Source organism: Agrococcus jejuensis (genome assembly GCF_900099705.1).
Taxonomy (GTDB): Bacteria; Actinomycetota; Actinomycetes; order Actinomycetales; family Microbacteriaceae; genus Agrococcus; species Agrococcus jejuensis.
Genome location: NZ_LT629695.1, coordinates 1 through 23,898, shown reverse-complemented (window position 1 = coordinate 23,898; position 23,898 = coordinate 1). Strand labels below are relative to the sequence as shown.

17 protein-coding genes and 4 pseudogenes are annotated in these 23,898 nt (G+C 72.1%); 16 read left to right on the top strand and 5 right to left on the bottom strand.

Annotated elements, in window-relative coordinates; translation table 11 throughout:
- Window positions 1-133: 133 nt before the first annotated feature.
- From BLQ67_RS00105 to BLQ67_RS00030, 16 genes are all read left to right on the top strand, one after another.
- Window positions 134-1,414: an NRAMP family divalent metal transporter gene (locus BLQ67_RS00105; RefSeq protein ID WP_092501434.1), complete on the top strand. Its 1,281-nt coding sequence runs from the start codon at window positions 134-136 to the stop codon at window positions 1,412-1,414.
- A 9-nt stretch (window positions 1,415-1,423) separates the two neighbouring features.
- Window positions 1,424-2,191 carry a LamB/YcsF family protein gene (locus BLQ67_RS00100; protein ID WP_092501433.1) on the top strand — a complete coding sequence of 256 codons (768 nt, stop codon included), beginning with the start codon at window positions 1,424-1,426 and terminating at the stop codon, window positions 2,189-2,191.
- Window positions 2,188-2,982 (top strand): putative hydro-lyase, encoded by a 795-nt coding sequence (locus BLQ67_RS00095; RefSeq protein ID WP_092501432.1) that lies wholly within the window; start codon window positions 2,188-2,190, stop codon window positions 2,980-2,982. The genes BLQ67_RS00100 and BLQ67_RS00095 overlap by 4 nt, the downstream gene beginning before the upstream one ends.
- Window positions 2,979-4,538: a 5-oxoprolinase subunit B/C family protein gene (locus tag BLQ67_RS00090; protein ID WP_092501431.1), complete on the top strand. Its 1,560-nt coding sequence runs from the start codon at window positions 2,979-2,981 to the stop codon at window positions 4,536-4,538. Before BLQ67_RS00095 ends, BLQ67_RS00090 begins: the two co-directional genes overlap by 4 nt.
- A 2-nt stretch (window positions 4,539-4,540) precedes the next feature.
- Complete coding sequence (locus tag BLQ67_RS00085; protein ID WP_092506680.1) at window positions 4,541-6,268, top strand: acetyl/propionyl/methylcrotonyl-CoA carboxylase subunit alpha; 1,728 nt, start codon at window positions 4,541-4,543, stop codon at window positions 6,266-6,268.
- 112 nt (window positions 6,269-6,380) lie between these two features.
- Window positions 6,381-6,959 (top strand): Dps family protein, encoded by a 579-nt coding sequence (locus BLQ67_RS00080; protein WP_092501430.1) that lies wholly within the window; start codon window positions 6,381-6,383, stop codon window positions 6,957-6,959.
- Between the two features lie 151 nt (window positions 6,960-7,110).
- Window positions 7,111-9,969 carry an excinuclease ABC subunit UvrA gene (gene uvrA / locus BLQ67_RS00075; RefSeq protein ID WP_092506679.1) on the top strand — a complete coding sequence of 953 codons (2,859 nt, stop codon included), beginning with the start codon at window positions 7,111-7,113 and terminating at the stop codon, window positions 9,967-9,969.
- 16 nt (window positions 9,970-9,985) lie between these two features.
- Window positions 9,986-11,878, top strand: coding sequence for an excinuclease ABC subunit UvrC (gene uvrC / locus BLQ67_RS00070; RefSeq protein ID WP_092501429.1), 1,893 nt, complete (start codon window positions 9,986-9,988; stop codon window positions 11,876-11,878).
- Window positions 11,875-12,735 (top strand): RNase adapter RapZ, encoded by an 861-nt coding sequence (gene rapZ, locus BLQ67_RS00065; RefSeq protein WP_269457094.1) that lies wholly within the window; start codon window positions 11,875-11,877, stop codon window positions 12,733-12,735. Before uvrC ends, rapZ begins: the two co-directional genes overlap by 4 nt.
- A 1-nt stretch (window position 12,736) precedes the next feature.
- Window positions 12,737-13,702: a DNA-binding protein WhiA gene (gene whiA / locus BLQ67_RS00060; RefSeq protein ID WP_092501428.1), complete on the top strand. Its 966-nt coding sequence runs from the start codon at window positions 12,737-12,739 to the stop codon at window positions 13,700-13,702.
- 96 nt (window positions 13,703-13,798) lie between these two features.
- Complete coding sequence (locus BLQ67_RS00055; RefSeq protein ID WP_092501427.1) at window positions 13,799-14,422, top strand: superoxide dismutase; 624 nt, start codon at window positions 13,799-13,801, stop codon at window positions 14,420-14,422.
- A gap of 77 nt (window positions 14,423-14,499) precedes the next feature.
- A complete protein-coding gene (gene gap, locus BLQ67_RS00050; RefSeq protein WP_092501426.1) occupies window positions 14,500-15,504 on the top strand; it encodes a type I glyceraldehyde-3-phosphate dehydrogenase in 1,005 nt (334 codons plus the stop codon).
- Complete coding sequence (locus BLQ67_RS00045) at window positions 15,504-16,715, top strand: phosphoglycerate kinase (RefSeq protein WP_092501425.1); 1,212 nt, start codon at window positions 15,504-15,506, stop codon at window positions 16,713-16,715. Before gap ends, BLQ67_RS00045 begins: the two co-directional genes overlap by 1 nt.
- Entirely contained in the window at window positions 16,709-17,491 is a 783-nt protein-coding gene (gene tpiA, locus BLQ67_RS00040; RefSeq protein WP_092501424.1) for a triose-phosphate isomerase, read from the top strand. Before BLQ67_RS00045 ends, tpiA begins: the two co-directional genes overlap by 7 nt.
- Window positions 17,492-17,569: 78 nt before the next feature.
- Window positions 17,570-17,821 (top strand): preprotein translocase subunit SecG, encoded by a 252-nt coding sequence (gene secG, locus BLQ67_RS00035; RefSeq protein WP_092501423.1) that lies wholly within the window; start codon window positions 17,570-17,572, stop codon window positions 17,819-17,821.
- Window positions 17,821-18,180, top strand: coding sequence for an RNA polymerase-binding protein RbpA (locus BLQ67_RS00030; RefSeq protein WP_092501422.1), 360 nt, complete (start codon window positions 17,821-17,823; stop codon window positions 18,178-18,180). Before secG ends, BLQ67_RS00030 begins: the two co-directional genes overlap by 1 nt.
- 74 nt (window positions 18,181-18,254) lie before the next feature.
- Here BLQ67_RS00030 and pgl read toward each other — a convergent pair.
- From pgl to tal, 5 genes and pseudogenes are all read right to left on the bottom strand, one after another.
- Window positions 18,255-18,973 (bottom strand): annotated as a pseudogene (gene pgl / locus BLQ67_RS00025) (6-phosphogluconolactonase).
- Window positions 18,970-19,947, bottom strand: a complete 978-nt coding sequence (locus tag BLQ67_RS00020; protein WP_092501421.1) for a glucose-6-phosphate dehydrogenase assembly protein OpcA — start codon at window positions 19,945-19,947, stop codon at window positions 18,970-18,972. Before BLQ67_RS00020 ends, pgl begins: the two are co-directional and overlap by 4 nt.
- A pseudogene (gene zwf, locus BLQ67_RS00015) lies at window positions 19,944-21,445 on the bottom strand (glucose-6-phosphate dehydrogenase). Before zwf ends, BLQ67_RS00020 begins: the two are co-directional and overlap by 4 nt.
- 24 nt (window positions 21,446-21,469) lie before the next feature.
- Window positions 21,470-23,055, bottom strand: a pseudogene (locus tag BLQ67_RS00010) (glucose-6-phosphate isomerase).
- A pseudogene (tal, locus tag BLQ67_RS00005) lies at window positions 23,052-23,898 on the bottom strand (transaldolase); the annotation flags it as partial. The pseudogenes tal and BLQ67_RS00010, both read right to left, overlap by 4 nt.

Genomic DNA, 23,898 nt, shown 5'->3' with positions numbered 1-23,898 from the left:
GGATCGTCGGAGCATCTGCAACAGGATCGAAACACGATCGGCACGCATTGTTGAACAATCATTGCGATGCTGTCCTACGAACCGTAGGCTCTGCCCAGCGCCGCATCCGCGACGCCAGAGCCCACCGACGACGATGGGAACGCTCGTGACCGATTCGCAGCAGTCCACCGAGGCGACCTCCGCCGAGAAGGCGAAGGCCTTCGCCAAGAGTCGCCGAGGTCCCATCCTCGGCGCGATCTTCCTCATGGCGACCTCGGCCATCGGGCCGGGCTTCATCACCCAGACCGCGACGTTCACCGCGACGCTCGGCGCCGCGTTCGCGTTCGCGATCCTCGTGTCGATCCTCATCGACCTCGCGGTGCAGATGAACATCTGGCGCATGATCACGGTCTCTGGCAAGCGCGCGGGCGACCTCGCCAACAGCGCCGTGCCGTTCTCGGGCCACGTGCTCGCCGTGCTCATCGTCATCGGCGGCCTCGCGTTCAACATCGGCAACATCGCCGGCGGCGGCCTCGGCCTCAACGCCCTGCTGGGCATGGACGCGAAGATCGGCGGCCTCGTCACGGGCCTGCTCGCGATCTGCATCTTCCTGTTCAAGCGGGCGGGCCGCGTCGTCGACGTCGTGGTCATGGTGCTCGGCGTCGGCATGATCGTGATGACGATCGTCGTCGCGATCGTCTCGAACCCGCCGATCGGCGACGCCTTCCGCCAGACGTTCGTGCCCGACGAGCTGAACTTCGCCACGATCACGACGATCGTCGGCGGCACCGTCGGTGGCTACATCACGTACGCCGGCGCCCACCGCTACCTCGAGTCGGGCCTCACAGGCCCCGAGCACGTGAAGGACGTGCACCGCGCGTCGTTCCAGGGCATCCTCGTCACCGGCGTCATGCGCTACGTGCTGTTCCTCGCCATCCTCGGCGTCGTGGCCTCGGGCGTCGTGCTCGACGTCTCGGGTCAGGGTGCCAACCCGGCCGGCGCAGCGTTCGCCGCCGTGCTGGGCGACGCGGGCTTCCGCATCTTCGGCTTCATCTTCTGGGCAGCCGCCATCACCTCCGTGATCGGCGCCGCCTACACGTCGGCGACGTTCCTGTCGGTCTTCTCGAAGACGCTCAAGGGTGGCTGGCCGCTGCAGCTCGCGACCGTCGCGTTCATCGTCGTGTCGCTCGTCGTGTACCTGCTCATCGGCACGGCCCCGGCGGCGCTGCTCGTCTTCGTCGGCGGCTTCAACGGCCTCATCCTGCCGATCGGCCTCACGATCTTCATGTACATCGGCTGGTTCCGGCAGAAGGACGTGCTGGGCGGCTACCGCTACCCGGTGTGGCTGCTGGTCATCGGCACGCTCGCGACCGCGCTCACCTGGTACATGGGTGCGGTGTCGGTCGGCCCGATCTTCGCCTTCCTCACCGCGTAAGGAGCACGCATGCCCGCCATCGATCTCAACTCCGACCTCGGCGAGAACGTCCCCGAGCGCATCGTGGGCGACGACGCGGCCATGCTGCGCGTCGTGACGAGCGCCAACGTGGCGTGCGGCTTCCACGCAGGCAGCCCCGAGGGCATCCGCGCGACGCTCGTCGAGGCCGTCGCACGCGGCGTCGCGATCGGCGCCCACCCGGGCTACCGCGACTACGAGGGCTTCGGGCGCAGGGAGATGGACGTCGACGACGCGACGCTGCAGGCGCACGTCGAGTACCAGCTCGGCGCGCTCGGCGCGCTCGCGTCGTCGGCGGGCGGCCGCATGGTCTACGTGAAGCCGCACGGCGCGCTCTACAACACGATCGCGCGCGACGAGCGGCAGGCCCGCGTGGTCGTGGCGGCCGTGCAGGCGATCGATCCGTCGCTCGTGCTGCTGGGGCTCGCGGGTGGCGTCGTGCTCGACGTCGCCGAGGCGGCGGGGCTCGCGACGGCGGCGGAGGCGTTCGCCGACCGCGCGTACACGCCCGACGGCCACCTCGTGTCGCGCTCGCAGGAGGGCTCGGTGCTGCACGACGCGGATGCCGTGGCAGCCCGCATGGTGCGGCTCGCGCAGGAGGGCGTCGTGCAGGCGATCGACGGCTCCGACGTCGCCGTGCGCGCCGAATCGATCTGCGTGCACGGCGACAGCCCCGGCGCCATCGCGATGGCGGAGGCGACGCGCGCGGCGCTCGAGGCGGCCGGTGTGACGATCGCGCCGTTCGCGGGCGCGCGATGACCGCGGTCGCGAGCGCGGCGCAGCACGCCTCGGCGCGCGAGGCTCGCGCGTCGTACCGGTCGGGCGTCGTGGCGCCCACGAGCGGCGTCGCCCACGGGCTCGTGCAGGCGAACCTCATCGCGGTGCCCGAGGACTGGGCGTTCGACATGCTGCTCTTCGCGCAGCGCAACCCGAAGCCGTGCCCCGTGCTCGAGGTCGTCGAGGCCGGCTCGTTCGAGCCGCGGCTCGCGCCCGGCGCCGACCTGCGCACCGACATCCCCGCCTACCGCGTGTGGCGCGACGGCGAGCTCGCCGAGGAGGTCGCCGACGCGACCGCCGCGTGGGCCGAGCAGCCGCTCGTGGCCTTCCTCATCGGCTGCTCGTTCACGTTCGAGGCCGGTCTCGCCGACGCCGGCATCCCCATCCGCCATCAGGAGCTCGGCCGCAACGTGCCGATGTACCGCACCAACCGCGACTGCGCGCCCGCAGGCCGCCTCTCGGGCGAGCTCGTCGTGTCGATGCGGCCGATCCCCGCCGATCGCGTCGCGGACGCCGTGACGATCTCGGGCCGCTTCCCCGCGGTGCATGGCGCACCCGTGCACGTGGGGGAGCCCGCCGCGCTCGGCATCGACCTCGACCACCCCGACTTCGGCGACGCTCCCGAGGTGCGCGACGGCGAGGTGCCGGTGTTCTGGGCGTGCGGCGTGACGCCGCAGGCGGCGATCATGGCGTCGCGGCCCCCGTTCGCGATCACGCACGCGCCCGGCCACATGATGCTGCTCGACGTGCCCGACGCGGCGTACGCCGCATGACGCGCATCCTCGCCGCCGCCGACACGGCGCTCATGCTCGAGGCCGCGGACCTCGACGAGTCGATGCGCCTGCTGCCGCGCCTGCGCGAGGCGTCGCTGCCGGGCGTCACCGAGCTCGTGCCCGCCGCCCGCACCATCCTCGTGCGCTTCGACCCGCGCGTCGTGGCAGCCGACGCACTGGCCGAGCGGCTGCTCGCGGTCGAGCCCGCCGACGAGCGCATCGCGAGCGACGCCGTCGTCACGATCCCCGTGCGCTACGACGGCCAGGACCTCGACGAGGTCGCGAGCCTGCTGTCGGTGTCGACCGACGGGGTCGTCGCGCGCCACCAGGCGGCGACGTGGACGGTCGCGTTCACGGGCTACGCGCCCGGGTTCGGCTACCTCGTCGGCGACGACGACCTGTTCCAGGTGCCGCGGCGATCGAGCCCGCGCACGCGCATCCCGGCTGGATCGGTCGGCCTCGCCGGTGCGTTCTCGGGCGTCTACCCGCGCGAGAGCCCTGGCGGCTGGCAGCTCATCGGCACGACGGATGCGCGCATGTGGGACCTCGAGCGCGAGGAGCCCGCGCTGCTGTCGCCGGGCGCGACCGTGCGGTTCGAGCGCATCGAGCGCGAGCTCGCCGTCCTCGCACCCGCCGAGCGCCCCGCCATCGAGGCGGCGCACGCCCTCGAGGTCGTGCGGCCCGGTCTGCAGCTGCTCGTGCAGGACCTCGGTCGCCCCTCGATGGCGGCGACGGGCGTGAGCCAGTCGGGCGTCGCCGACCGCACGGCCCTGCGCGACGCCAACCGTGCCGTGGGCAACCGCCAGGATGCCGCGGTGCTCGAGCTCGCGGGCGGCGGTGCCGTGCTGCGCGCCCGCGGCGCTGCCGTCGTGGCGCTCGCCGGCGGCGTCGCCGACGCGACCGTCGAGGGCGCGGCAGGCACCGCGACGCCCGCCCACGGCACGCCGTTCGCGCTCGACGACGGCGACGAGCTGCGCATCGGCGCGGTGCGCGAGGGACTGCGTGCGATCGTCGCGATCCGCGGTGGCATCGCCCTCGAGCCCGTGCTCGACAGCCTCGCCACCGATACGCTCGCCGGACTCGGTCCCGCGCCGCTCGTCGTGGGCAGCGTGCTGCCGCTGCACGGCCCAGCCACGGCGCCGCACGCCGTCGAGCCCGTGGCGGCGCCCGCTCGTGCCCTGCCCGCCGCCGGCGACGAGGCGGTGCTGCGCATCGTGCTCGGCCCCCGTGACGACTGGTTCACGCCGGCGGCGCTCGAGACGCTCGTCGGCCAGGCGTGGGAGGTCACACCCCGCTCCGACCGTGTCGGCGTGCGCCTCGCGGGCGCGCCGCTCGAGCGCGCCGTCGACGGCGAGCTGCCCAGCGAGGGCGCCGTGACCGGCGCCATCCAGGTGCCGCCCGACGGCCAGCCCGTGCTGTTCCTCGCCGACCACCCGCTCACGGGCGGCTATCCGATCGTCGGCGCCGTCGTCGACGCCGACCTCGACCTCGCGGGCCAGGTGCCGCCCGGCGCGCGCATCCGACTCCGCATCGTCCACCCGGGAGACCAGGCATGACCATCCAGACCGTGCTCATCGCCAACCGCGGCGAGATCGCCGTGCGCGTCGCGCGCGCGTGCGCCGAGGCGGGCATCCGCTCCGTCGCGGTCTACGCCGACCAGGACGTCGACGCCATGCACGTCCGCGCCGCCGACGCGGCGGTCGCGCTCGACGGCACGACCGCCGCCGACACGTACCTCGACATCCCCTCGCTGCTCGCCGCCGCGCGCGCCTCGGGGGCCGACGCCGTGCACCCCGGCTACGGCTTCCTCTCCGAGAGCGCCGCGTTCGCGCGCGCGGTCGAGGAGGCGGGGCTCACGTGGATCGGGCCGACGCCCGAGAGCATCGAGCAGCTCGGCGACAAGGTCTCGGCCCGCCGCATCGCCATCGCGGCCGGCGCACCGCTCGCCCCGGGCATCGACCGCCCGCTCGAGGGCGCCGACGAGGCCGTCGCGTTCGCGCGGGAGCACGGGCTGCCCGTCGTCATCAAGGCCGCGTTCGGCGGCGGCGGGCGCGGCATGCGCATCGCACGCACGCTCGAGGAGGTGCCCGACGCGTTCGACGCGGCGTCGCGCGAGGCCGTCGGCGCGTTCGGGCGAGGCGAGTGCTTCGTCGAGCGCTACCTCGAGCACCCGCGGCACGTCGAGGCGCAGGTGCTCGGCGACGGCCGCGGCACCGTGGTCGTCGTGGGCGACCGCGACTGCTCGCTGCAGCGTCGCAGCCAGAAGCTCGTCGAGGAGGCGCCCGCTCCCGGCCTCACGCCCGAGCAGCGCACGCGCATCCACGAGGCCGCGCACGACATCTGCGCCGCCGTCGACTACCGCGGTGCGGGCACGGTCGAGTTCCTGCTCGCGAGCGACGGCACGATCGCGTTCCTCGAGGTCAACACGCGGCTGCAGGTCGAGCACCCCGTGACCGAGCTCGTCACGGGCACCGACCTCGTGCGCGAGCAGCTGCGCATCGCCGCGGGCCTCGGCATCTCGTTCGCCGAGACGCCCGAGCCCGTCGGCCACGCGATCGAGCTGCGCGTCAACGCCGAGGATCCGGGCCGCGGCTTCCTGCCGAGCCCCGGCCGCATCGAGCGCCTGCGCGTGCCCGGCGGGCCGGGCGTGCGGTGGGATGCGGGCGTCGAGGCGGGCGATCGGGTCGAGGCCGCGTTCGACTCGCTCGCCGCCAAGCTCATCGTGCACGCGCCCGACCGCGACGCGGCGCTCGTGCGCCTGCGCCGAGCGATCGGCGAGCTCGAGGTCGACGGCGTCGCGACCGTCGCGTCGTTCGCTCTCGCGGTGCTCGACGAGCCCGCGTTCTCGACCGACGGCTTCGCCGTGTCGACGCAGTGGATCGAGGCCGAGCTCATGCCGCGCCTCGAGCCGCAGCTGCGCCCCGCGCCGGCGCCGCAGGATGCGCTGCGTCGCGTCGCGATCGAGGTCGACGGCCGCCGCGTCGTGCTGGGGCTGCCGGATGCGCTGCTCGCGGCGGCGGCGGGTGCTGGCGGCGCCGACGGAGGTTCGGGAGCGCCCGCATCCGCCGCGCGCGACGAGTCGGTGCTCGAGGCGCCCGTGCCCGGCACGCTCGTGCGCTGGCTCGTCGACGATGGCGCGACCGTCGCCGAGGGCGACGCCGTCGCCGTGCTCGACGCCATGAAGATGGAGACGACGGTCGTCGCGCACCGCGCAGGCACGCTCGCGCGGTCGGTCGAGGAGGGCGCGACGACGGCGATCGGGGATGCGCTGGGCCGCATCGCCTGACCCGGGCCGTCCCGGGTGCGCCGTGGGCGAACTCCCGTCGCTCGTCAAGGCCAGGCGGAAGCCGCGCCGCGCTGGCAGCGTTGACGCAGACGAGACGGAAGGAGCCTTCCCCATGACGAACGTCACCAGCTCGAAGCTCGACGAGGCCGCGTTCACGGTGCCCGGACTCTCCCTCAGCGAGGGCCACGAGAGCGCGCGGATCCTGCAGGACCGCCTGCACGCGCTCAACGACCTGCAGCTCACGCTCAAGCACGCCCACTGGAACGTGGTCGGGCCGCAGTTCATCGCGGTGCACGAGATGCTCGACCCGCAGATCGACCTCGTGCGCGGCTGGGTCGACGACCTCGCCGAGCGCATCGCGACGCTCGGCGTCTCGCCGAACGGCCTCCCCGGCGCCATCGTCGCGGCGCGGTCGTGGGACGACTACTCGGTCCACCGCGCACCGACGCAGGCGCACATCGCCGCGCTCAACCTCGTGTACGACGGCGTGATCGCGGACTACCGCACGGCGCAGGCCCGGCTCGGCGAGCTCGACGCGATGTCCGAGGACCTCGCGGTGGAGCAGATCCGAGGGCTCGAGCAGTTCCAGTGGTTCCTGCGCGCGCACCTGGAGGACGCGACGGGCACGATCGCCGCGGAGTCCGGCGACACCGAGCTCGAGGCGGCGGCCGCCGCAGAGGCAGCATCCTGATCGCGCACGTCGCGACGACGCTCGACGGGGCCGGCCGAGTGCCGGCCCCGTCGGCATGCCAGGCGCTGCGCCCGACGCGAACCCGGTGGGTTGTGTCGGTGGTCGGTCGTAGGCTCGACTGGTGACCGTCGACATCGCCTCCCACCGCGCCGTGGACTCCTCGTTGGACCCCGACACGCCGCAGCTGAGCGTCAAGGGCGCGCGCGTCCACAACCTCAAGGACGTCGACCTCGCGATCCCGCGCGACGCTCTCGTGGTGTTCACCGGGCTCTCGGGATCGGGCAAGTCGTCGCTCGCGTTCGACACGATCTTCGCCGAGGGCCAGCGCCGCTACGTCGAGTCCCTCTCGGCGTACGCACGCCAGTTCCTCGGCCAGGTCGACCGGCCCGACGTCGACTTCATCGAGGGCCTGAGCCCCGCCGTGTCGATCGACCAGAAGTCGACGAACCGCAACCCGCGCTCGACCGTCGGCACCATCACCGAGGTCTACGACTACATGCGCCTGCTCTGGGCGCGCATCGGCATCCCGCACTGCGCGGTCTGCGGCGAGCGCATCCAGCGCCAGACGGTGCAGCAGATCGCCGACGAGCTCATGGAGCTCGACGAGCGCACGCGCTACCAGCTGCTCGCGCCCGTCGTGCAGCAGAAGAAGGGCGAGTTCGCCGACCTCATCCGCAACCTCGTCGCGACGGGCTACTCGCGCGCCGTCATCGACGGCGAGGTCGTGCAGCTCGCCGAGGCGCCTGCGCTGAAGAAGCAGGTCAAGCACGACATCGCGGTCGTCGTCGACCGCCTCGTCGCAGGCCCCGACATCCTCACGCGCCTCACCGACTCGCTCGAGACGGCGCTGCGCCTCGCCGACGGCCTCGTGACGATCGACTTCGTCGACGACGACTCCGCGGCGGGCACCCGCACGTTCAGCGAGAAGCTCTCGTGCCCGAACCGCCACCCCGTCACGCTCACCGAGATCGAGCCGCGCACGTTCTCGTTCAACGCGCCGTTCGGGTCGTGCAAGACCTGCGACGGCCTCGGCACGCGCATGGCCGTCGACGAGGACCTCGTGCTCGGCGACCCGGCGCTGTCGATCGCCGAGGGCGTGCTGCTGCCGTGGACGCAGACGGGCAAGGGCCTCTACACGTACTTCGAGCGCCTCATGAAGGGCCTCGCGAAGGAGCTCGACTTCTCGCTCGACACCCCGTGGGCCGAGCTCGGCGACGACGTCCGCGAGGTCGTGCTGCGCGGCTCCGAGGGCAACGTCACCGTCAAGTGGCGCAACCGCTACGGCCGCACCCTCTCGTACAACTCGGGCTACGAGGGCCTCATGCCCTACGTGCACCGCAAGTTCATGGAGGCCGACAGCGACTGGTCGCGCTCGAAGCACGGCGAGTACCTGCGCGAGATCCCCTGCCCCGACTGCGGTGGCGCGCGCCTCATGCCCGAGGTGCTGTCGGTGCTCGTGCACGGCCACTCGATCTCGTCGGTCACCGACATGAGCCTCGCCGACGCGTCGGAGTTCATGGACACGCTCGACCTCACCGACCGCGAGGCGAAGATCGCCGCGGCGGTGCTGCGCGAGATCCGCGCGCGACTGTCGTTCCTCATCCAGGTCGGCCTGCAGTACCTGTCGCTCGCGCGCGCCGCCGGCACGCTCTCGGGCGGCGAGGCGCAGCGCATCCGCCTCGCGACGCAGATCGGCTCGGGCCTCACGGGCGTGCTCTACGTGCTCGACGAGCCGTCGATCGGCCTGCACCAGCGCGACAACCGCCGCCTCATCGAGTCGCTCGTGAACCTGCGCGACCTCGGCAACACGCTCATCGTCGTCGAGCACGACGAGGACACGATCCGCACGGCCGACTGGATCGTCGACGTCGGCCCGCGCGCCGGCGAGCACGGCGGCGAGATCGTGCACTCGGGCACCTACGACGAGCTGCTCGCGAACCCGCGGTCGATCACGGGCGACTTCCTCGCCGGCCGCGAGGCGATCGCGGTGCCCGCGAAGCGCCGCCCCGTCGATCCCGCGCGCATGCTGCGCATCGAGGGCGCTCGCGCGAACAACCTGCAGGGCATCGACGTCGACGTGCCGCTCGGCCTCTTCGTGGCCGTGACGGGCGTCTCGGGCTCCGGCAAGTCGTCGCTCATCAACGACATCCTCTACAAGGTGCTCGCCAACGGCCTCAACGGCGCCAAGCAGGTGCCGGCACGGCACCGCCGCGTCACGGGCCTCGAGCACCTCGACAAGGTCGTGCACGTCGACCAGGCGCCCATCGGTCGCACGCCGCGCTCGAACCCCGCGACGTACACGGGCGTCTTCGACAAGATCCGCGTGCTGTTCTCCGAGACGACCGAGGCGAAGACGCGCGGCTACCTGCCCGGGCGCTTCTCCTTCAACGTCAAGGGCGGTCGCTGCGAGCACTGCCAGGGCGACGGCACCATCAAGATCGAGATGAACTTCCTGCCCGACGTCTACGTCGCGTGCGAGGTCTGCGACGGTGCCCGCTACAACCGCGACACGCTCTCGGTGCACTACAAGGGCAAGTCGATCGCCGAGGTGCTCGACATGCCGATCGAGGAGGCCGCCGACTTCTTCGAGGCGATCTCGTCGATCCACCGCTACCTCAAGACGCTCGTCGACGTGGGGCTCGGCTACGTGCGCCTCGGGCAGTCGGCGACGACGCTCTCGGGCGGCGAGGCGCAGCGCGTCAAGCTCGCGACCGAGCTGCAGAAGCGCTCGAACGGCCGCTCGATCTACGTGCTCGACGAGCCCACGACCGGCCTGCACTTCGAGGACGTGCGCAAGCTGCTCGCCGTGCTCGAGAGCCTCGTCGAGAAGGGCAACACCGTGCTGACGATCGAGCACTCGCTCGACGTCATCAAGTCGGCGGACTGGCTCATCGACCTGGGTCCCGAGGGCGGCTCCGGCGGCGGCACGCTCGTCGGCCAGGGCACGCCCGAGCACCTCGCGACGATCGAGGCGAGCCACACGGGCAGGTTCCTCGCCGAGATCCTCTAGCGCAGGGCGCAGGAGCATGGCAGACACCGTCCCGTACAAGCCGCGGCCGGGCGAGATCCCGACGACGCCCGGCGTGTACCGGTTCCGCGACGAGCACGAGCGCGTGCTCTACGTCGGCAAGGCGAAGAACCTGCGCCAGCGGCTCTCGAACTACTTCCAGCCGCTGCGGTCGCTGCACGAGCGCACGCGTCGCATGGTGCTGTCCGCGGCGCGCGTCGAATGGACGATCGTGGGCTCGGAGCTCGAGGCGCTCGAGCTCGAGTACACGTGGATCAAGGAGTTCGAGCCGCCGTTCAACGTGCAGTTCCGCGACGACAAGTCGTACCCGTACCTCGCGGTGACGTTCGCCGACGACGTGCCGCGGGCGATGGTCACGCGCAACCACGACATCCGCGGCGCCCGCTACTTCGGGCCGTACGCGAAGACGTGGGCGATCCGCGAGACGCTCGACGTGCTGCTCAAGGCGTTCCCGGTGCGCACGTGCTCGCAGGCGGTGTACCGCAAGGCCGAGCGCTCGAATCGGCCGTGCCTGCTCGGCGACATCGGCAAGTGCTCGGCGCCCTGCGTCGGCCGCGTGACGAAGGACGAGCACCGCGAGATCGCCGAGGGCCTCGCGGAGTTCATGGGCGGTCGCGACGAGCGCGTCGTCGACGACGTGCGCCGGCAGATGCAGCGCGCGAGCGCCCGCGAGGAGTTCGAGCGCGCCGCGACGCTGCGCGACCAGATGCTCGCGCTCGAGAACGTGCTGTCGAAGACGTCGGTCGTGCTCTCCGACGGGGTCGACGCCGACGTGTTCGGCACCGTGCAGGACGAGCTGTCGGCGGCGGTGCACCTGTTCTCGGTGCGCGGCGGCCGCATCCGCGGCACCCGCTCGTGGGTCGTCGACACCGAGCTCGACATGACGCCCGCCGAGCTGTCGAGCCAGATGCTGCGTGTCGCGTACCAGGGCGACGACGCCCCGCCGCGCGACGTGCTCGTGCCGACGCTGCCCGAGAGCGCCGACGAGGTCGAGACGTGGCTGGGCGAGCGTCGCGAGGCGCACGGGCTGCGCGGCGCCGTGCGCCTGCGCGTGCCGCAGCGCGGCGACCGCAAGCAGCTCGCCGACTCGGCCATGGCCAACGCCTCCCACGCGTTGCAGGTCGCGAAGACGCGGCGCACGAGCGACTACGGCTCGCGGTCGGCGGCGCTCGCCGACCTGCAGGAGGCGATCGGCATGACCGAGGCGCCGCTGCGCATCGAGTGCTTCGACGTCTCGCACCTCGGCGGCACCGGCATCGTCGCCTCGATGGTCGTCTTCGAGGACGGCCTGCCGCGCAAGGACCAGTACCGCAAGTTCAAGATCGCCCAGGCGGCCGACGACACCGACGCGATGCATCAGGTGCTCACGCGCAGGCTGCGCTACCTCGTCGACGGCGACCCCGAGGCGTCGGAGGGGCGTTCGCGGTTCGCGTATCCGCCGCAGCTGCTGCTCGTCGACGGCGGCCAGCCGCAGGTCGCCGCGGCGGCGCGCGCCGTGCGGGAGTCGGGCCAGTCGATCGCGATCGCCGGCATCGCCAAGCGCCTCGAGGAGCTGTGGCTGCCCGGCGACGACCACCCCGTGATCCTGCCGCGCACGAGCGAGTCGCTGTACCTCGTGCAGCGCCTGCGCGACGAGGCGCACCGCTTCGCCATCACGTTCCAGCGCCAGCAGCGCTCGAGCGCGATCCAGAGCGAGCTCTCGGCGATCCCGGGCCTGGGGGAGGAGCGCGTGCGCAGGCTGCTCAAGCACTTCGGCTCCGCGAAGCGGGTCCGTGCAGCCTCGCCCGAGCAGATCGCCGAGGTGCAGGGCTTCGGTCCGGGGCTCGCCGAGCAGGTCTTCACCTCCCTGAGAACCGATACGGTGGAGGACGAAGGACGAGGGGGATCGTGACTGCGCGCGAGGTGCTCATCATCACCGGCATGTCGGGTGCTGGTCGATCCACTGTCGCGAACGCACTCGAGGATCTCGGCTACTACGTGGTCGACAACCTGCCGCCCGTCATGCTGCGCCAGCTCGTCGATCTCGTGCCCGCCGCGTCCGAGCAGCTGCAGCGCCTCGCGATCGTCGTCGACGTGCGCGGTGGCGTGCTCTTCGACGACGCCATGCGCCTCATCGAGACGCTCCGCACCGAGATGCCGATCACGGTCGTGTACCTCGAGGCCTCCGACGCGACGCTCGTGCGCCGCTTCGAGGCCGTGCGCCGCCCGCATCCGCTGCAGGGCGACGGCACGATCCTCGACGGCATCCGCACCGAGCGCGCGCGCCTCTCGGGCATCCGCGACGTCGCCGACGTGCTGCTCGACACGAGCGACATCAACGTCCACGAGCTCACGAACCGCGTGCGCGATCGCTTCTCGCGCGACCGCGAGGATCAGGTGCGCCTGACCGTGCTCTCCTTCGGCTTCAAGTACGGCACGCCGCCGGACGCCGACCTCATCGCCGACATGCGCTTCCTGCCGAACCCGTTCTGGCAGCCGGAGCTCAAGTCGCACACGGGCCTCGACGAGGCGGTCCGTGACTACGTGCTCGCGCAGGAGGGCGCGTCGGAGTTCGCCGACGCGTACCTCGAGGCGCTCCGGCCGGTCCTGGCCGGCTACGCCCGCGAGAACAAGCGATACGCCGTGCTCGGCATCGGATGCACGGGCGGCAAGCACCGCTCCGTGGCGATGTCCGAGCATCTCGCCGCCCGCCTCGCCGACTCCGGCGTGTCGGTGACGGTGCAGCACCGAGACCTGGGAAGGGAGTGACGTGACCCTGACGCACGACGTCAAGGAGGAGCTCGCACGCGTGCGCGTGCAGCGACCGCAAGCGCGAGCAGCGGAGGTCGCCTCCCTGCTGCGCTTCTCGGGCGGGCTCCACGTCATCTCCGGCCGCGTGGCGGTGGAGAGCGAGGTCGAGTCCGCCGCCATCGCGCGCCGCCTGGGACGCGACCTGCTCGACCTCTACGGGGTGCGTGCCGAGATCGCGGTGATCTCGGGCGGCTCGCGCCAGCGCGCGTACCTCGTGCGCGTCGTGGCGCAGGGCGAGACGCTCGCCCGGCAGACGGGCCTGCTCGACGCTCGCCGTCGCCCGGTGCGCGGCCTGCCGAACCGCCTCACGACGGGCTCGCTCGAGGACCTCGCCGCCGTGTGGCGCGGCGCGTTCCTCGCGCACGGCTCGCTCACCGACCCCGGCCGATCGGCGGCGCTCGAGATCGCGAGCCCGGGCAGCGAGGCGGCCATGGCCATCGTCGGCGCCGCGCAGCGCCTCGGCGTGCCCGCGAAGTCGCGCGAGGTGCGCGGCGTGCACCGCGTCATCGTGCGCGACACCGAGCCGATCTCGCGCCTGCTCTCCGCCATGGGCGCGAGCGACACCGTCGAGTCGTGGATGCAGCTGCGCCAGCAGCGCGAGGTGCGCGCGAACGCGAACCGCCTCGTCAACTTCGACGACGCGAACCTGCGCCGCAGCGCGCAGGCGGCGGTCGCGGCGTGCGCGCGCGTCGAGCGCGCCCTCGAGATCCTGGGCGACGAGACGCCCGAGCACCTCGCGTACGCGGGTCGCCTGCGTCTCGACCACCGCGACGCGTCGCTCGACGACCTCGGTCGTCGCGCCGACCCGCCGATGACGAAGGACGCCGTCGCCGGCCGCATCCGTCGCCTGCTCGCGCTCGCCGACAAGACGGCCGAGGATCGGGGCATCCCCGACACCGAGGCGAGCGTCCCCGAGCTCGACTGAGCCGCATCTCAAGGCCCCGTCGCGGGAACATCCGCGCGACTAGGATCGCTGTACGAGACGTACGCGAATGCCCATCGACGATCGAAGGAGACACGCATGACCGTCTACACCCTGCCCGAGCTGCCGTACGACTACGCAGCGCTCGAGCCGCACATCAGCGCCAAGATCATGGAGCTGCACCACGACAAGCACCACAAGGCGTACGTCGACGGTGCCAACGCGGCCCTCGACGGCCTCGCCGCTGCGCGTGACGCCGGCGACTTCGGTGGCATCAACAAGCTCGAGAAGGACCTCGCGTTCCACCTCGGCGGCCACACGAACCACACGATCTTCTGGAACAACCTGGCCGGCGACGGCGGCGGCGAGCCCGAGGGCGAGCTGTCGGCCGCGATCGCCGAGTTCTTCGGGGACTACGCGAAGTTCCAGGCGCACTTCGCCGCGAACGCCACGGCCATCCAGGGCTCCGGATGGTCGGTGCTCGCGTGGGACTCGCTCGCCGAGCGCCTCAACGTGTTCCAGCTGTTCGACCAGCAGGGCAACGTGCCCGTCGGCACGCAGCCCATCCTCATGCTCGACATGTGGGAGCACGCGTTCTACCTCGACTACCTCAACGTCAAGGCGGACTACGTGAAGGCGTTCTGGAACATCGTGAACTGGCAGGACGCGCAGGCGCGCTTCGAGGCCGCTCGCACGAAGACCCAGGGCCTCATCACCCTCTGAACCACCCCCGCGGGAGGCTCGGAACGAGAGAGCCCGGGCCTCCCGCATCACCCCCACCCCACCCCCAGGGAGCAGGAATGACCACCAAGGTTGGCATCAACGGCTTCGGCCGCATCGGTCGCAACTTCCTCCGCGCGGCGCTCGAGCAGGGCGCCGACATCGAGATCGTCGGCGTGAACGACCTCACCGACAACGCGACGCTCGCGCACCTCCTCAAGTACGACTCCGTCGGCGGCGTCCTCGACGTCCCCGTCCACAGCGACGGCTCGTCGATCACGGTCGGCGACCAGACGTTCCAGGCCCTCGCAGAGCGCGACCCGAAGGCGCTGCCGTGGGGCGACCTCGGCGCCGACGTCGTCATCGAGTCGACCGGCATCTTCACGAAGGTGGCCCAGGCCGGCCAGCACATCGAGGCCGGCGCGAAGAAGGTCATCATCTCGGCCCCGGCGTCCGACCCGGCCCCGACGTTCGTCATGGGCATCAACGAGGGCGACTACGACCCGGCCAACGACCACGTCATCTCGAACGCCTCGTGCACGACGAACTGCCTCGCACCGCTCGCGGGCGTGTTCCACGAGGCCTTCGGCATCGAACGCGGCTTCATGATGACGGCGCACGCCTACACGGCCGACCAGAACCTGCAGGACGGCCCGCACAAGGACCTCCGTCGCGCACGCGGCGCCGCGATCAACATCGTGCCGACGTCGACGGGTGCCGCGAAGGCCATCGGCCTCGTGCTGCCGCAGCTCAACGGCCTGCTCGACGGCTCGTCGTACCGCGTGCCCGTGCCCACGGGCTCGATCGTCGACCTGACGCTCGTGACGCGCGACGGCCTCACGGTCGAGGAGATCAACGACGCGTACCGCGCCGCCGCCGAGGGCCCGCTCAAGGGCATCCTGCAGTACTCGGACGAGCCGCTCGTCTCGAGCGACATCCAGGGCAACCCGCACTCGTCGATCTACGACTCGGGCCTGACGTCGGTCATCGGCAACCTCGTGAAGGTGTCGTCCTGGTACGACAACGAGTGGGGCTACTCGAACCGCCTCGTCGACCTGACGAGCTACGTCGGCGCGAAGCTCTGATGCCGGTCCGGACGCTCGAGTCCCTCGGGGACCTCGCCGGCCGCACCGTGCTGGTGCGGTGCGACCTCAACGTGCCGCTGAAGGACGGCGTCATCGGCGACGAGGGCCGCATCGCGGCCTCCGTGCCGACGCTGCGCCATCTGCTGGATGCCGGCGCGAAGGTCGTGGCGATGTCCCACCTCGGGCGTCCGGACGGCTCGCCGAACCCGGCGTTCTCGCTGGCGCCGGTCGCCGAGCGGCTCGGCGAGCTGCTCGGCACCCCGGTCGCGTTCGCGACCGACACCGTCGGCGAGGATGCGGCCGCCAAGCGCGCCGCGCTGACCGACGGCGGCATCGTGCTGCTCGAGAACCTGCGCTTCGACGCGCGGGAGACGAGCAAGGACGAGGCCGAACGCGCGGCCTTCGCCGCGCAGCTCGTCGACGGCGCGGACGCGTTCGTGTCCGACGGCTTCGGCGTCGTGCACCGGAAGCAGGCGAGCGTCTACGAGGTCGCGAGCCTCGTGCCGAGCGCCGCCGGCCTCCTCGTCGCGGGCGAGCTCGACGTGCTGTCGCGCCTCACCGAGTCGCCCGAGCACACGTACACGGTCGTGCTCGGCGGCTCGAAGGTCTCCGACAAGCTCGGCGTGATCGAGCACCTGCTGCCGCGCGTCGACCAGCTGCTCGTCGGTGGCGGCATGCTCTTCACGTTCCTCGCGGCCCAGGGCCACGGCGTCGGCAAGAGCCTGCTCGAGGTCGACCAGCTCGAGACCGTGCGCGGCTACCTCCACCAGGCCGAGGCCTCCGGCGTCGAGATCGTGCTGCCGACGGACGTCGTCGTCGCGGAGGCGTTCGACGCCGACGCCGCGCACGAGACCGTCGAAGCCTCCGCCATCGAGTCGAGCGCCTTCGGCGCCGCCGGCATCGGCCTCGACATCGGCCCGACCACGGCCGCAGACTTCGCCGCCCGCATCGCGGCATCCCGCACGGTGTTCTGGAACGGCCCGATGGGCGTGTTCGAGATGCCGGCGTTCGCAGCGGGCACGAAGGCCGTCGCGCAGGCGCTCACCGAGGTCGATGGCCTCGGAGTCGTCGGCGGCGGGGATTCCGCGGCCGCGGTGCGCAGGCTCGGCTTCGCAGACTCCGACTTCGACCACATCTCGACCGGCGGCGGTGCGAGCCTCGAGTTCCTCGAGGGCAAGCGGCTGCCAGGACTGGAGGCACTCGGATGGTGACCCGTACCCCGCTCATCGCAGGCAACTGGAAGATGAACCTCGACCACCTGGACGCGATCCGGGTGGTGCAGAAGCTCGCCTGGACGCTGCAGGACGCGAAGCACGACACGAAGGACGCGGAGGTCGCGGTCTTCCCGCCCTTCACCGACCTGCGCAGCGTGCAGTCGCTCGTCGCGGCCGAGCGCTTCGATCTGGCCTACGGCGGCCAGGACGTGTCCGAGCACGACTCCGGCGCGTACACGGGCGAGATCAGCCCCGTGTTCCTCGCGCGTCTCGACTGCCAGTACGTGCTCGTGGGCCACTCGGAGCGTCGCCAGATCCACGGCGAGACCGACGAGCTCATCGGCCGCAAGTCGGCTGCAGCGCTGCGCCACGGGGTGACGCCGGTCATCTGCATCGGCGAGACGGCCGAGGACCTCGAGCAGCACGGCGCCTCCGCGGTGCCGGTGCAGCAGATCCGCACGATCCTCGCCGACCTGCCCGCAGGCGACGTCGTCGTCGCGTACGAGCCCGTGTGGGCCATCGGCTCCGGCCAGGCCGCGACGGCGGAGCAGGCGCAGGAGGTGTGCGCCGCGATCCGCGCCGCCATCGCCGACGTCCGCGGCGCCGAGGCAGCCGAGTCGACGCGCATCCTCTACGGCGGCTCGGTGAAGTCGGCGAACATCGCAGGCTTCATGCGCCAGCCCGACGTCGACGGCGCGCTCGTCGGCGGTGCGAGCCTCGACCCGGTCGAGTTCGCCGCCATCAGTCGCTTCACGCATCACGTCGGCACGTGACGCGCGCCGCGGCGCCGGGGGAGACCCCGGCACTGCGGTAGACTGACCGATCGTCCAGACTTCCCACGAGAGGTGAACGTGGAGATCCTCCAGATCATCATGCAGGTGATCCTCGGCATCACGTCGGTGCTGCTGACGCTGCTCATCCTGCTGCACAAGGGCCGCGGTGGCGGCCTGTCCGACATGTTCGGCGGCGGCATCTCGTCGTCGATGGGCTCGTCGGGCGTCGCCGAGCGCAACCTGAACATCCTGACGGTGACGTTCGTGCTCACCTGGATCACGTCGATCACGGTGCTCGGCGTCATCACGCGCTTCAACGGAGCCGGCTGATGGCCTCCGGCGGCAGCGCCATCCGCGGCTCGCGCGTCGGCGCGGGCCCCATGGGCGAGCAGGACCGCGGCTTCCACGCCGAGCGCGTGGCGGTGTCCTACTGGGACGCCGCGGGCAACGAGACGGTGCGCTACTTCGCGGCCGACCTGCCCGAGGACGAGATCCCCGAGGTCATCGACTCGCCGTCGACGGGTCTGCCCGCCGGCCGCGACAAGGATGCACCCCCGCAGGTCTCGAAGGCCGAGCCCTACAAGACGCACCTCGCGTACGTGAAGGAGCGCCGCACGCCCGAGGAGGCGGAGCAGCTGCTCGAGGAGGCGCTGCAGAAGCTGCGCGCCCGCCGCGGTCAGGCTTCCTGACCCGCGTCACGCGCAACGACGAAGGCCCCGCATCCGCTGGATGCGGGCCTTCGTCGTGTCCGGATGGACGGTGCTCAGTCGAGCATGCCGTCGGGGAGCAGCGACGCCGCGGCGCGGTCGACGAGGTAGCGCGTCTCGCGCGTGCCGTGCACGCCCGCTGCGGGCACCTCGTGCCGGTCGGCCGTCGACATGGCGAGGGCGAGGGCCGACGCCTTGTCGTCGCCCGCGACGACGAGCCACACGCGCGGGGCGCGGTTGAGCGCGTCGAACGTGAGGCTCAGGCGCTCGGGCGGCGGCTTGGGGAGTCGCGCACGGCGATGACGCCCGCCCCCTCGACGTCGGTGCCGTCGTGGCCGGGGAAGAGCGACGCGACGTGCGCGTCGGGTCCCATGCCCAGCAGCACGAGGTCGAGCACGCGATCGCCGAGCTCGGCCGTCGCAGCGATCGCCGCGGCGTCGAGGTCGAGCCCCGCATCGGATGCGGGCAGCTCATGCACGTTCGCCGCGGGGATGTCGACGTGGTCGAGCAGCGCCTCGCGCGCCTGCAGCGCGTTGCGGTCGCCGTCGGCGGCGGCGACGAAGCGCTCGTCGCCCCACCAGCAGTGGATGCGCGCCCAGTCGAGCGCGCGACCGCGCAGCGCGGCGAGCAGCTCGATGCCGACGGAGCCGCCCGTGAGGGCGACGTGGCACTCGTCCTGCTCGGCGAGCACCGCCGTGATCGTCGCCGCGAAGCGGTCGGCGGTCTCGGCGACGAGCGCGGCGCGGTCGGCGTGGATCACGAGCTCGCGACTCATCGGCTGCCTCCCTCGGGCGCGGGCACGCTCGTGCCCGCCGTGCCCGAGATGCGGATCGCCTCGAGCACCTGGTGGTACATCTCGTCGGGGTCGAGCCTGCGCAGCTCCTCCGCGAGCTGGTCGCGCAGCTGCCGGTGCGACAACGCGACCTCGTGGTCGGGCTGGCCGGGGATCTGCAGCAGACCCGTCGACGGACGGATGCGCGTGAGCGTCGCGTCGCCCGACGCCCGCGTGAGCGTGACCGACGACAGGCCGCTCGAGCCGAGCGGGCCGTCGGCGCGCGACGACACGTCGACGTCGACGCCGAGGCGCAGGCGCAGCCAGGCCGCCATGAGGTGCACCGACGGGCTGCGCAGCGCGCCGGTGACGCGCGCGTGGATCACGGGCTCGTACGGCGGCTGGTCGAGCACGGCCGCGAGCTGGGCGCGCCAGTTCGTGACGCGCGTCCACGCGAGGTCCGTGTCGCCGGGCTCGTAGCCCTCGGCGAGGCCGCGGAGCACCGTGCGGGGGTCCTCCTGGCGTGCCGAGTCGGTGATGCGGCGCTGCGCGAGCGCGCCGAGCTGCGCGGATGCGGGGTGCTCGGGCATGCGGTGCGGCCACCACGCGACGACGGGCGCATCGGGCAGCAGGAGGCCCTGCACGACGCCGATGAGGTGCGCGCCGACCTCGCCGTAGCACTGCAGCAGCACGACCTCGCTGGCGCCGGCGTCGCCGCCGACGCGGATCTCGGCGTCGAGGCGCGGCTCCTCGGTCGCGGCGATCTCGTCGATCGACCGCGACACGACGAGCACGCGCATGGGGTGCTCGCGGCTCGCCTCGTTGGCGGCCGCGATCGCGTCCTCCTCCTCGCCGAGATGCGTGTGGATGACGAGCGTGAGCACGCGCCCGAGGGCGAGCACGCCGCCCTCCTCGCGGATCTCGATGAGTCGGCGCTGGATCGCGCTCGTCGTCGTGCCCTCGAGCGTGACGATCACGGGCGCCTCCAATGCCTGTTGGTGCGACGCAGCATGGCGTCGGCGCTCGCGGGCCCCCAGGAGCCCGGTGCGTACTGCTCGAGCGGGCTGCCGACGGCGGCCCAGTGCTCCTCGACGGGGTCGAGGATCGCCCACGACAGCTCGACCTCGCGCGCCTGCGGGAACAGGGGCGGGTCGCCGAGCAGCACGTCGAGGATGAGGCGCTCGTACGCCTCGGGCGACTCCTCGGTGAACGCGTGGCCGTAGCCGAAGTCCATCGTGACGTCGCGCACGTGCATGCCGGATCCCGGCACCTTCGAGCCGAAGCGCAGCGAGGTGCCCTCGTCGGGCTGCACGCGGATGACGAGGGCGTTCTCGCCCATCGACTGCGTCGCCGTCTCGGGGAACAGGTACTGCGACGCGCGCTTGAAGACGATCGCGATCTCGGTGACGCGTCGGCCGAGGCGCTTGCCGGCGCGCAGGTAGAAGGGCACGCCCGCCAGCGGCGGTTGTCGACCTCGAGCGTGATGGCGGCGTAGGTCTCGGTGGCCGAGTCCTCTGCCATGCCGTCCTCGTCGAGGAAGCCCGTCACCTGCGTGCCGCCCTGCCAGCCGCCCGCGTACTGGCCGCGTGCGGTCGAGGCGTCCAGGTCGCCCGGGATGCGGGCGGCCGAGAGCACCTTCTCCTTCTCGGTGCGCAGGTCGACGGCGTCGAACGACACCGGCTCCTCCATCGCCGTGAGGGCGAAGAGCTGCAGCAGGTGGTTCTGGATGACGTCGCGCGCGGCGCCGATGCCGTCGTAGTAGCCCGCACGGCCACCCACGCCGATGTCCTCGGCCATCGTGATCTGCACGTGGTCGATGTAGTTGGCGTTCCAGATCGGCTCCCACAGGTTGTTCGCGAACCTGAGGGCGAGGATGTTCTGGACCGTCTCCTTGCCGAGGTAGTGGTCGATGCGGAACGCTGTCGGGCGGGAAGACCGAGTCGACGACCGACGCGAGGTCCCTCGCCGAGGCGAGGTCGTGGCCGAACGGCTTCTCGATGACGACGCGGCGCCACGACTCGTCGCTCGTCGCGACGCCCGAGCGCTTCAGCTGCTGCGTCACGACCGGGAACTGCCCGGCGGGATCGACAGGTAGAAGGCGTAGTTGCCCATGGTGCCGCGCGCGTCGTCGAGCTCGCGGAGCGTCTCGGCGAGCCGGTCGAACGCCGCGTCGTCGTCGAAGTCTCCCTGCACGAAGCGGAAGCCCTCGGCGAGCTGCGCGAACACGTCCTCGCGGAAGGGCGTGCGCGCGTGGGCGCGCACGGCCTTCTCGACGACGCCGCGGAACGCCTCGGCATCCCACTCGCGACGGCCGTAGCCGACGAGCGAGAAGCCGGGCGGCAGCAGGCCGCGGTTGGCGAGGTCGTAGATCGCCGGCAGCAGCTTCTTCTGCGCGAGGTCGCCCGTGACGCCGAACAGCACGAGCGCGTTCGGCTCGGGGATGCGCGTCAGACGGAGGTCCGACGCGTCGCGCAGCGGATTCGACCAGCCCGCCGGCGCTCATGCGGCGGCTGCGGTGGCCAGGCGGCGGTACCCGTCGTCGAGGTCGGTCAGCGTCAGCGTGAGCACGGGGCGGTCGTGGCCCGCGAGCACGGCGGCGTCGCCGCCAGCCTGCGCCTGCAGCAGCTGGCCGAACGTGAACGGGCGCTCGGGGATCTCGAGGTCCTCGGCGGGGTGCCGAGGATCTGCAGGAACACGCCCACGGGCTTGCCGCCCTTGTGGTACTGGCCGGTCGAGTGCAGGAAGCGCGGACCCCAGCCGAACGTGACGGGGCGCTGCGTGCGTGCCGCGAGCAGGTCGCGGAGCGTCGCGAATCGCTCCTCGCCGAGGCGGTCGAGGTACGTGTGCACCGCGAGGTAGCCGTCGGCGGGGATCGCGGCGAGCAGCGCGTCGAGCGACGACTCGAGCGTGTCGCCCGAGACGGAGCCGCGCAGCTCGATCGAGCCGTCGACGACCGTCGCGGGCGCCGGGGGCGAGGTCCTCCAGCAGGCCTCGCGCGCGTCCTTGGCCGACTCGACGTCGGGCTGGTCGAACGGGTCGATGCCGAGCAGGCGTCCGGCGACGGCCGTCGCGAACTCCCACACCAGCAGCTGGGCGCCGAGCGTGCCGGCGACCTCGACCTCGCCGGCAGCGACCTCGCGCGCCTCGGCGCGCGAGCCGACGACGCGGATGACCTGCAGGTCGGCGAGGTCCTCGCCGAGCTCGGCTGCGTCGACGTCGAGCACCACGGGCAGCACGCCCGTGCCCTGCTTGCCCGTCGACTCGGCGATGAGCTGCTCGGCCCAGTCGGCGAAGCCGACGATGTGCGTGCCGTCGGCGACGATCCCGATGTAGTCCTTGAGCGGCTTCGTGCCGGCGAGCACGGCGCCGAGCTGGAGGCCCGGGTTCGACTCGTCGTCCTCCGAGACGAGCGGCAGGGCCGCCTCCGCCTCGTCGAGCAGCTCGGCGACGTCGACGCCCGCGAGGGCCGACGGGACGATGCCGAAGGCCGTGAGCGCCGAGTAGCGGCCACCGACGTTCGGGTCGGCGTTGAAGACGCGGTAGCCCGCCGCGCGCGCGGCGCCGTCGAGCGGGCTGCCCGGGTCGGTCACGACGATGATGCGCTCGGTCGGGTCGATGCCCGCCTCGCGGTACCACTGCTCGAAGACGCGCTTCGCGGAGTCGGTCTCGAGCGTCGAGCCCGACTTCGACGAGACGACGATCGCGGTGCGCTCGAGCTCGTCGCGCAGGGCCGTGAGCACCTGGCCGGGCTCGGTCGAGTCGAGCACCGTGAGGTGCACGCCGAACGTGCGCGTGATGACCTCGGGCGCGAGCGACGAGCCGCCCATGCCAGCGAGGGCGAAGCGGTCGACGCCCTTCGCCGCCAGGTCGGCCTTGAGCTCGAGCACGTCGTCGACGAGGCCGCGCGTGTTCGAGGCGGCGTCGATCCAGCCGAGGCGCTTCGATGCCTCGGCCTCGGCGGCCTCGCCCCAGAGCGTCGAGTCCTTCGCGGCGATGCGGCCCGCGACGCCGTCGGCCACGAGCTGCGGCACGACGCGGTCGATGGCCTCCTGCGCGGCGCCGGTGGCGTGGAGCACGAAGCTCATGCCGCACCTCCCGCCTGCGCGAGCTGGCCGCGGACGGTCTCGACGAGCTCGTCCCACGAGGCGATGAACTTGTCGACGCCCTCGCGCTCGAGCAGCTCGGTGACCTCGACGTACGAGACGCCCTGCGCCTCGACGGCGTCGAGCACGCCCTGTGCGGACTCGACGTTGGCCGTGATCTCGTCGCCCGTCACGACGCCGTGGTCGGCGAGCGCCTCGAGCGTCTTCTCGGGCATCGTGTTGACGGTCTCGGGCGCTGCGAGCTCCGTGACGTACAGCGTGTCGGGCAGCGACGGGTCCTTGACGCCCGTCGAGGCCCACAGCGCGCGCTGCGCGTTGGCGCCGGCGGCGAGCAGCGTCTGCGCGCGCTCCGACGAGACGCCTCCTGCCAGACGCCGTAGGCGAGGCGCGCGTTCGCGACGCCCGCCTTCGACTTGAGCGCCGTGGCCTCCTCGGTGCCGATCGCGTCGAGGCGCTTGTCGATCTCGGTGTCGACGCGCGACACGAAGAACGAGGCGACCGAGTGGATCGTCGAGAGTCGTGGCCCGCCTGCTGCGCGCGCTCGAGGCCCGTGAGGTAGGCGTTGATGACGTCGCGGTAGCGGTCGAGCGAGAAGATCAGCGTGACGTTGACGCTGATGCCGGCGCCGATCGTCGCGGCGATGGCCTCGAGGCCCTGCTTCGTCGCGGGGATCTTGATGAGCACATTCTCCTTGGCGACGCGCTCGTGCAGCTCCTTGGCCTCCGCGACCGTGCCCTCGGTGTCGAACGCGAGGTTCGGCGACACCTCGATCGACACGCGGCCGTCGATGCCGCTCGTCGCGGCGTAGATCGGCTGGAAGATGTC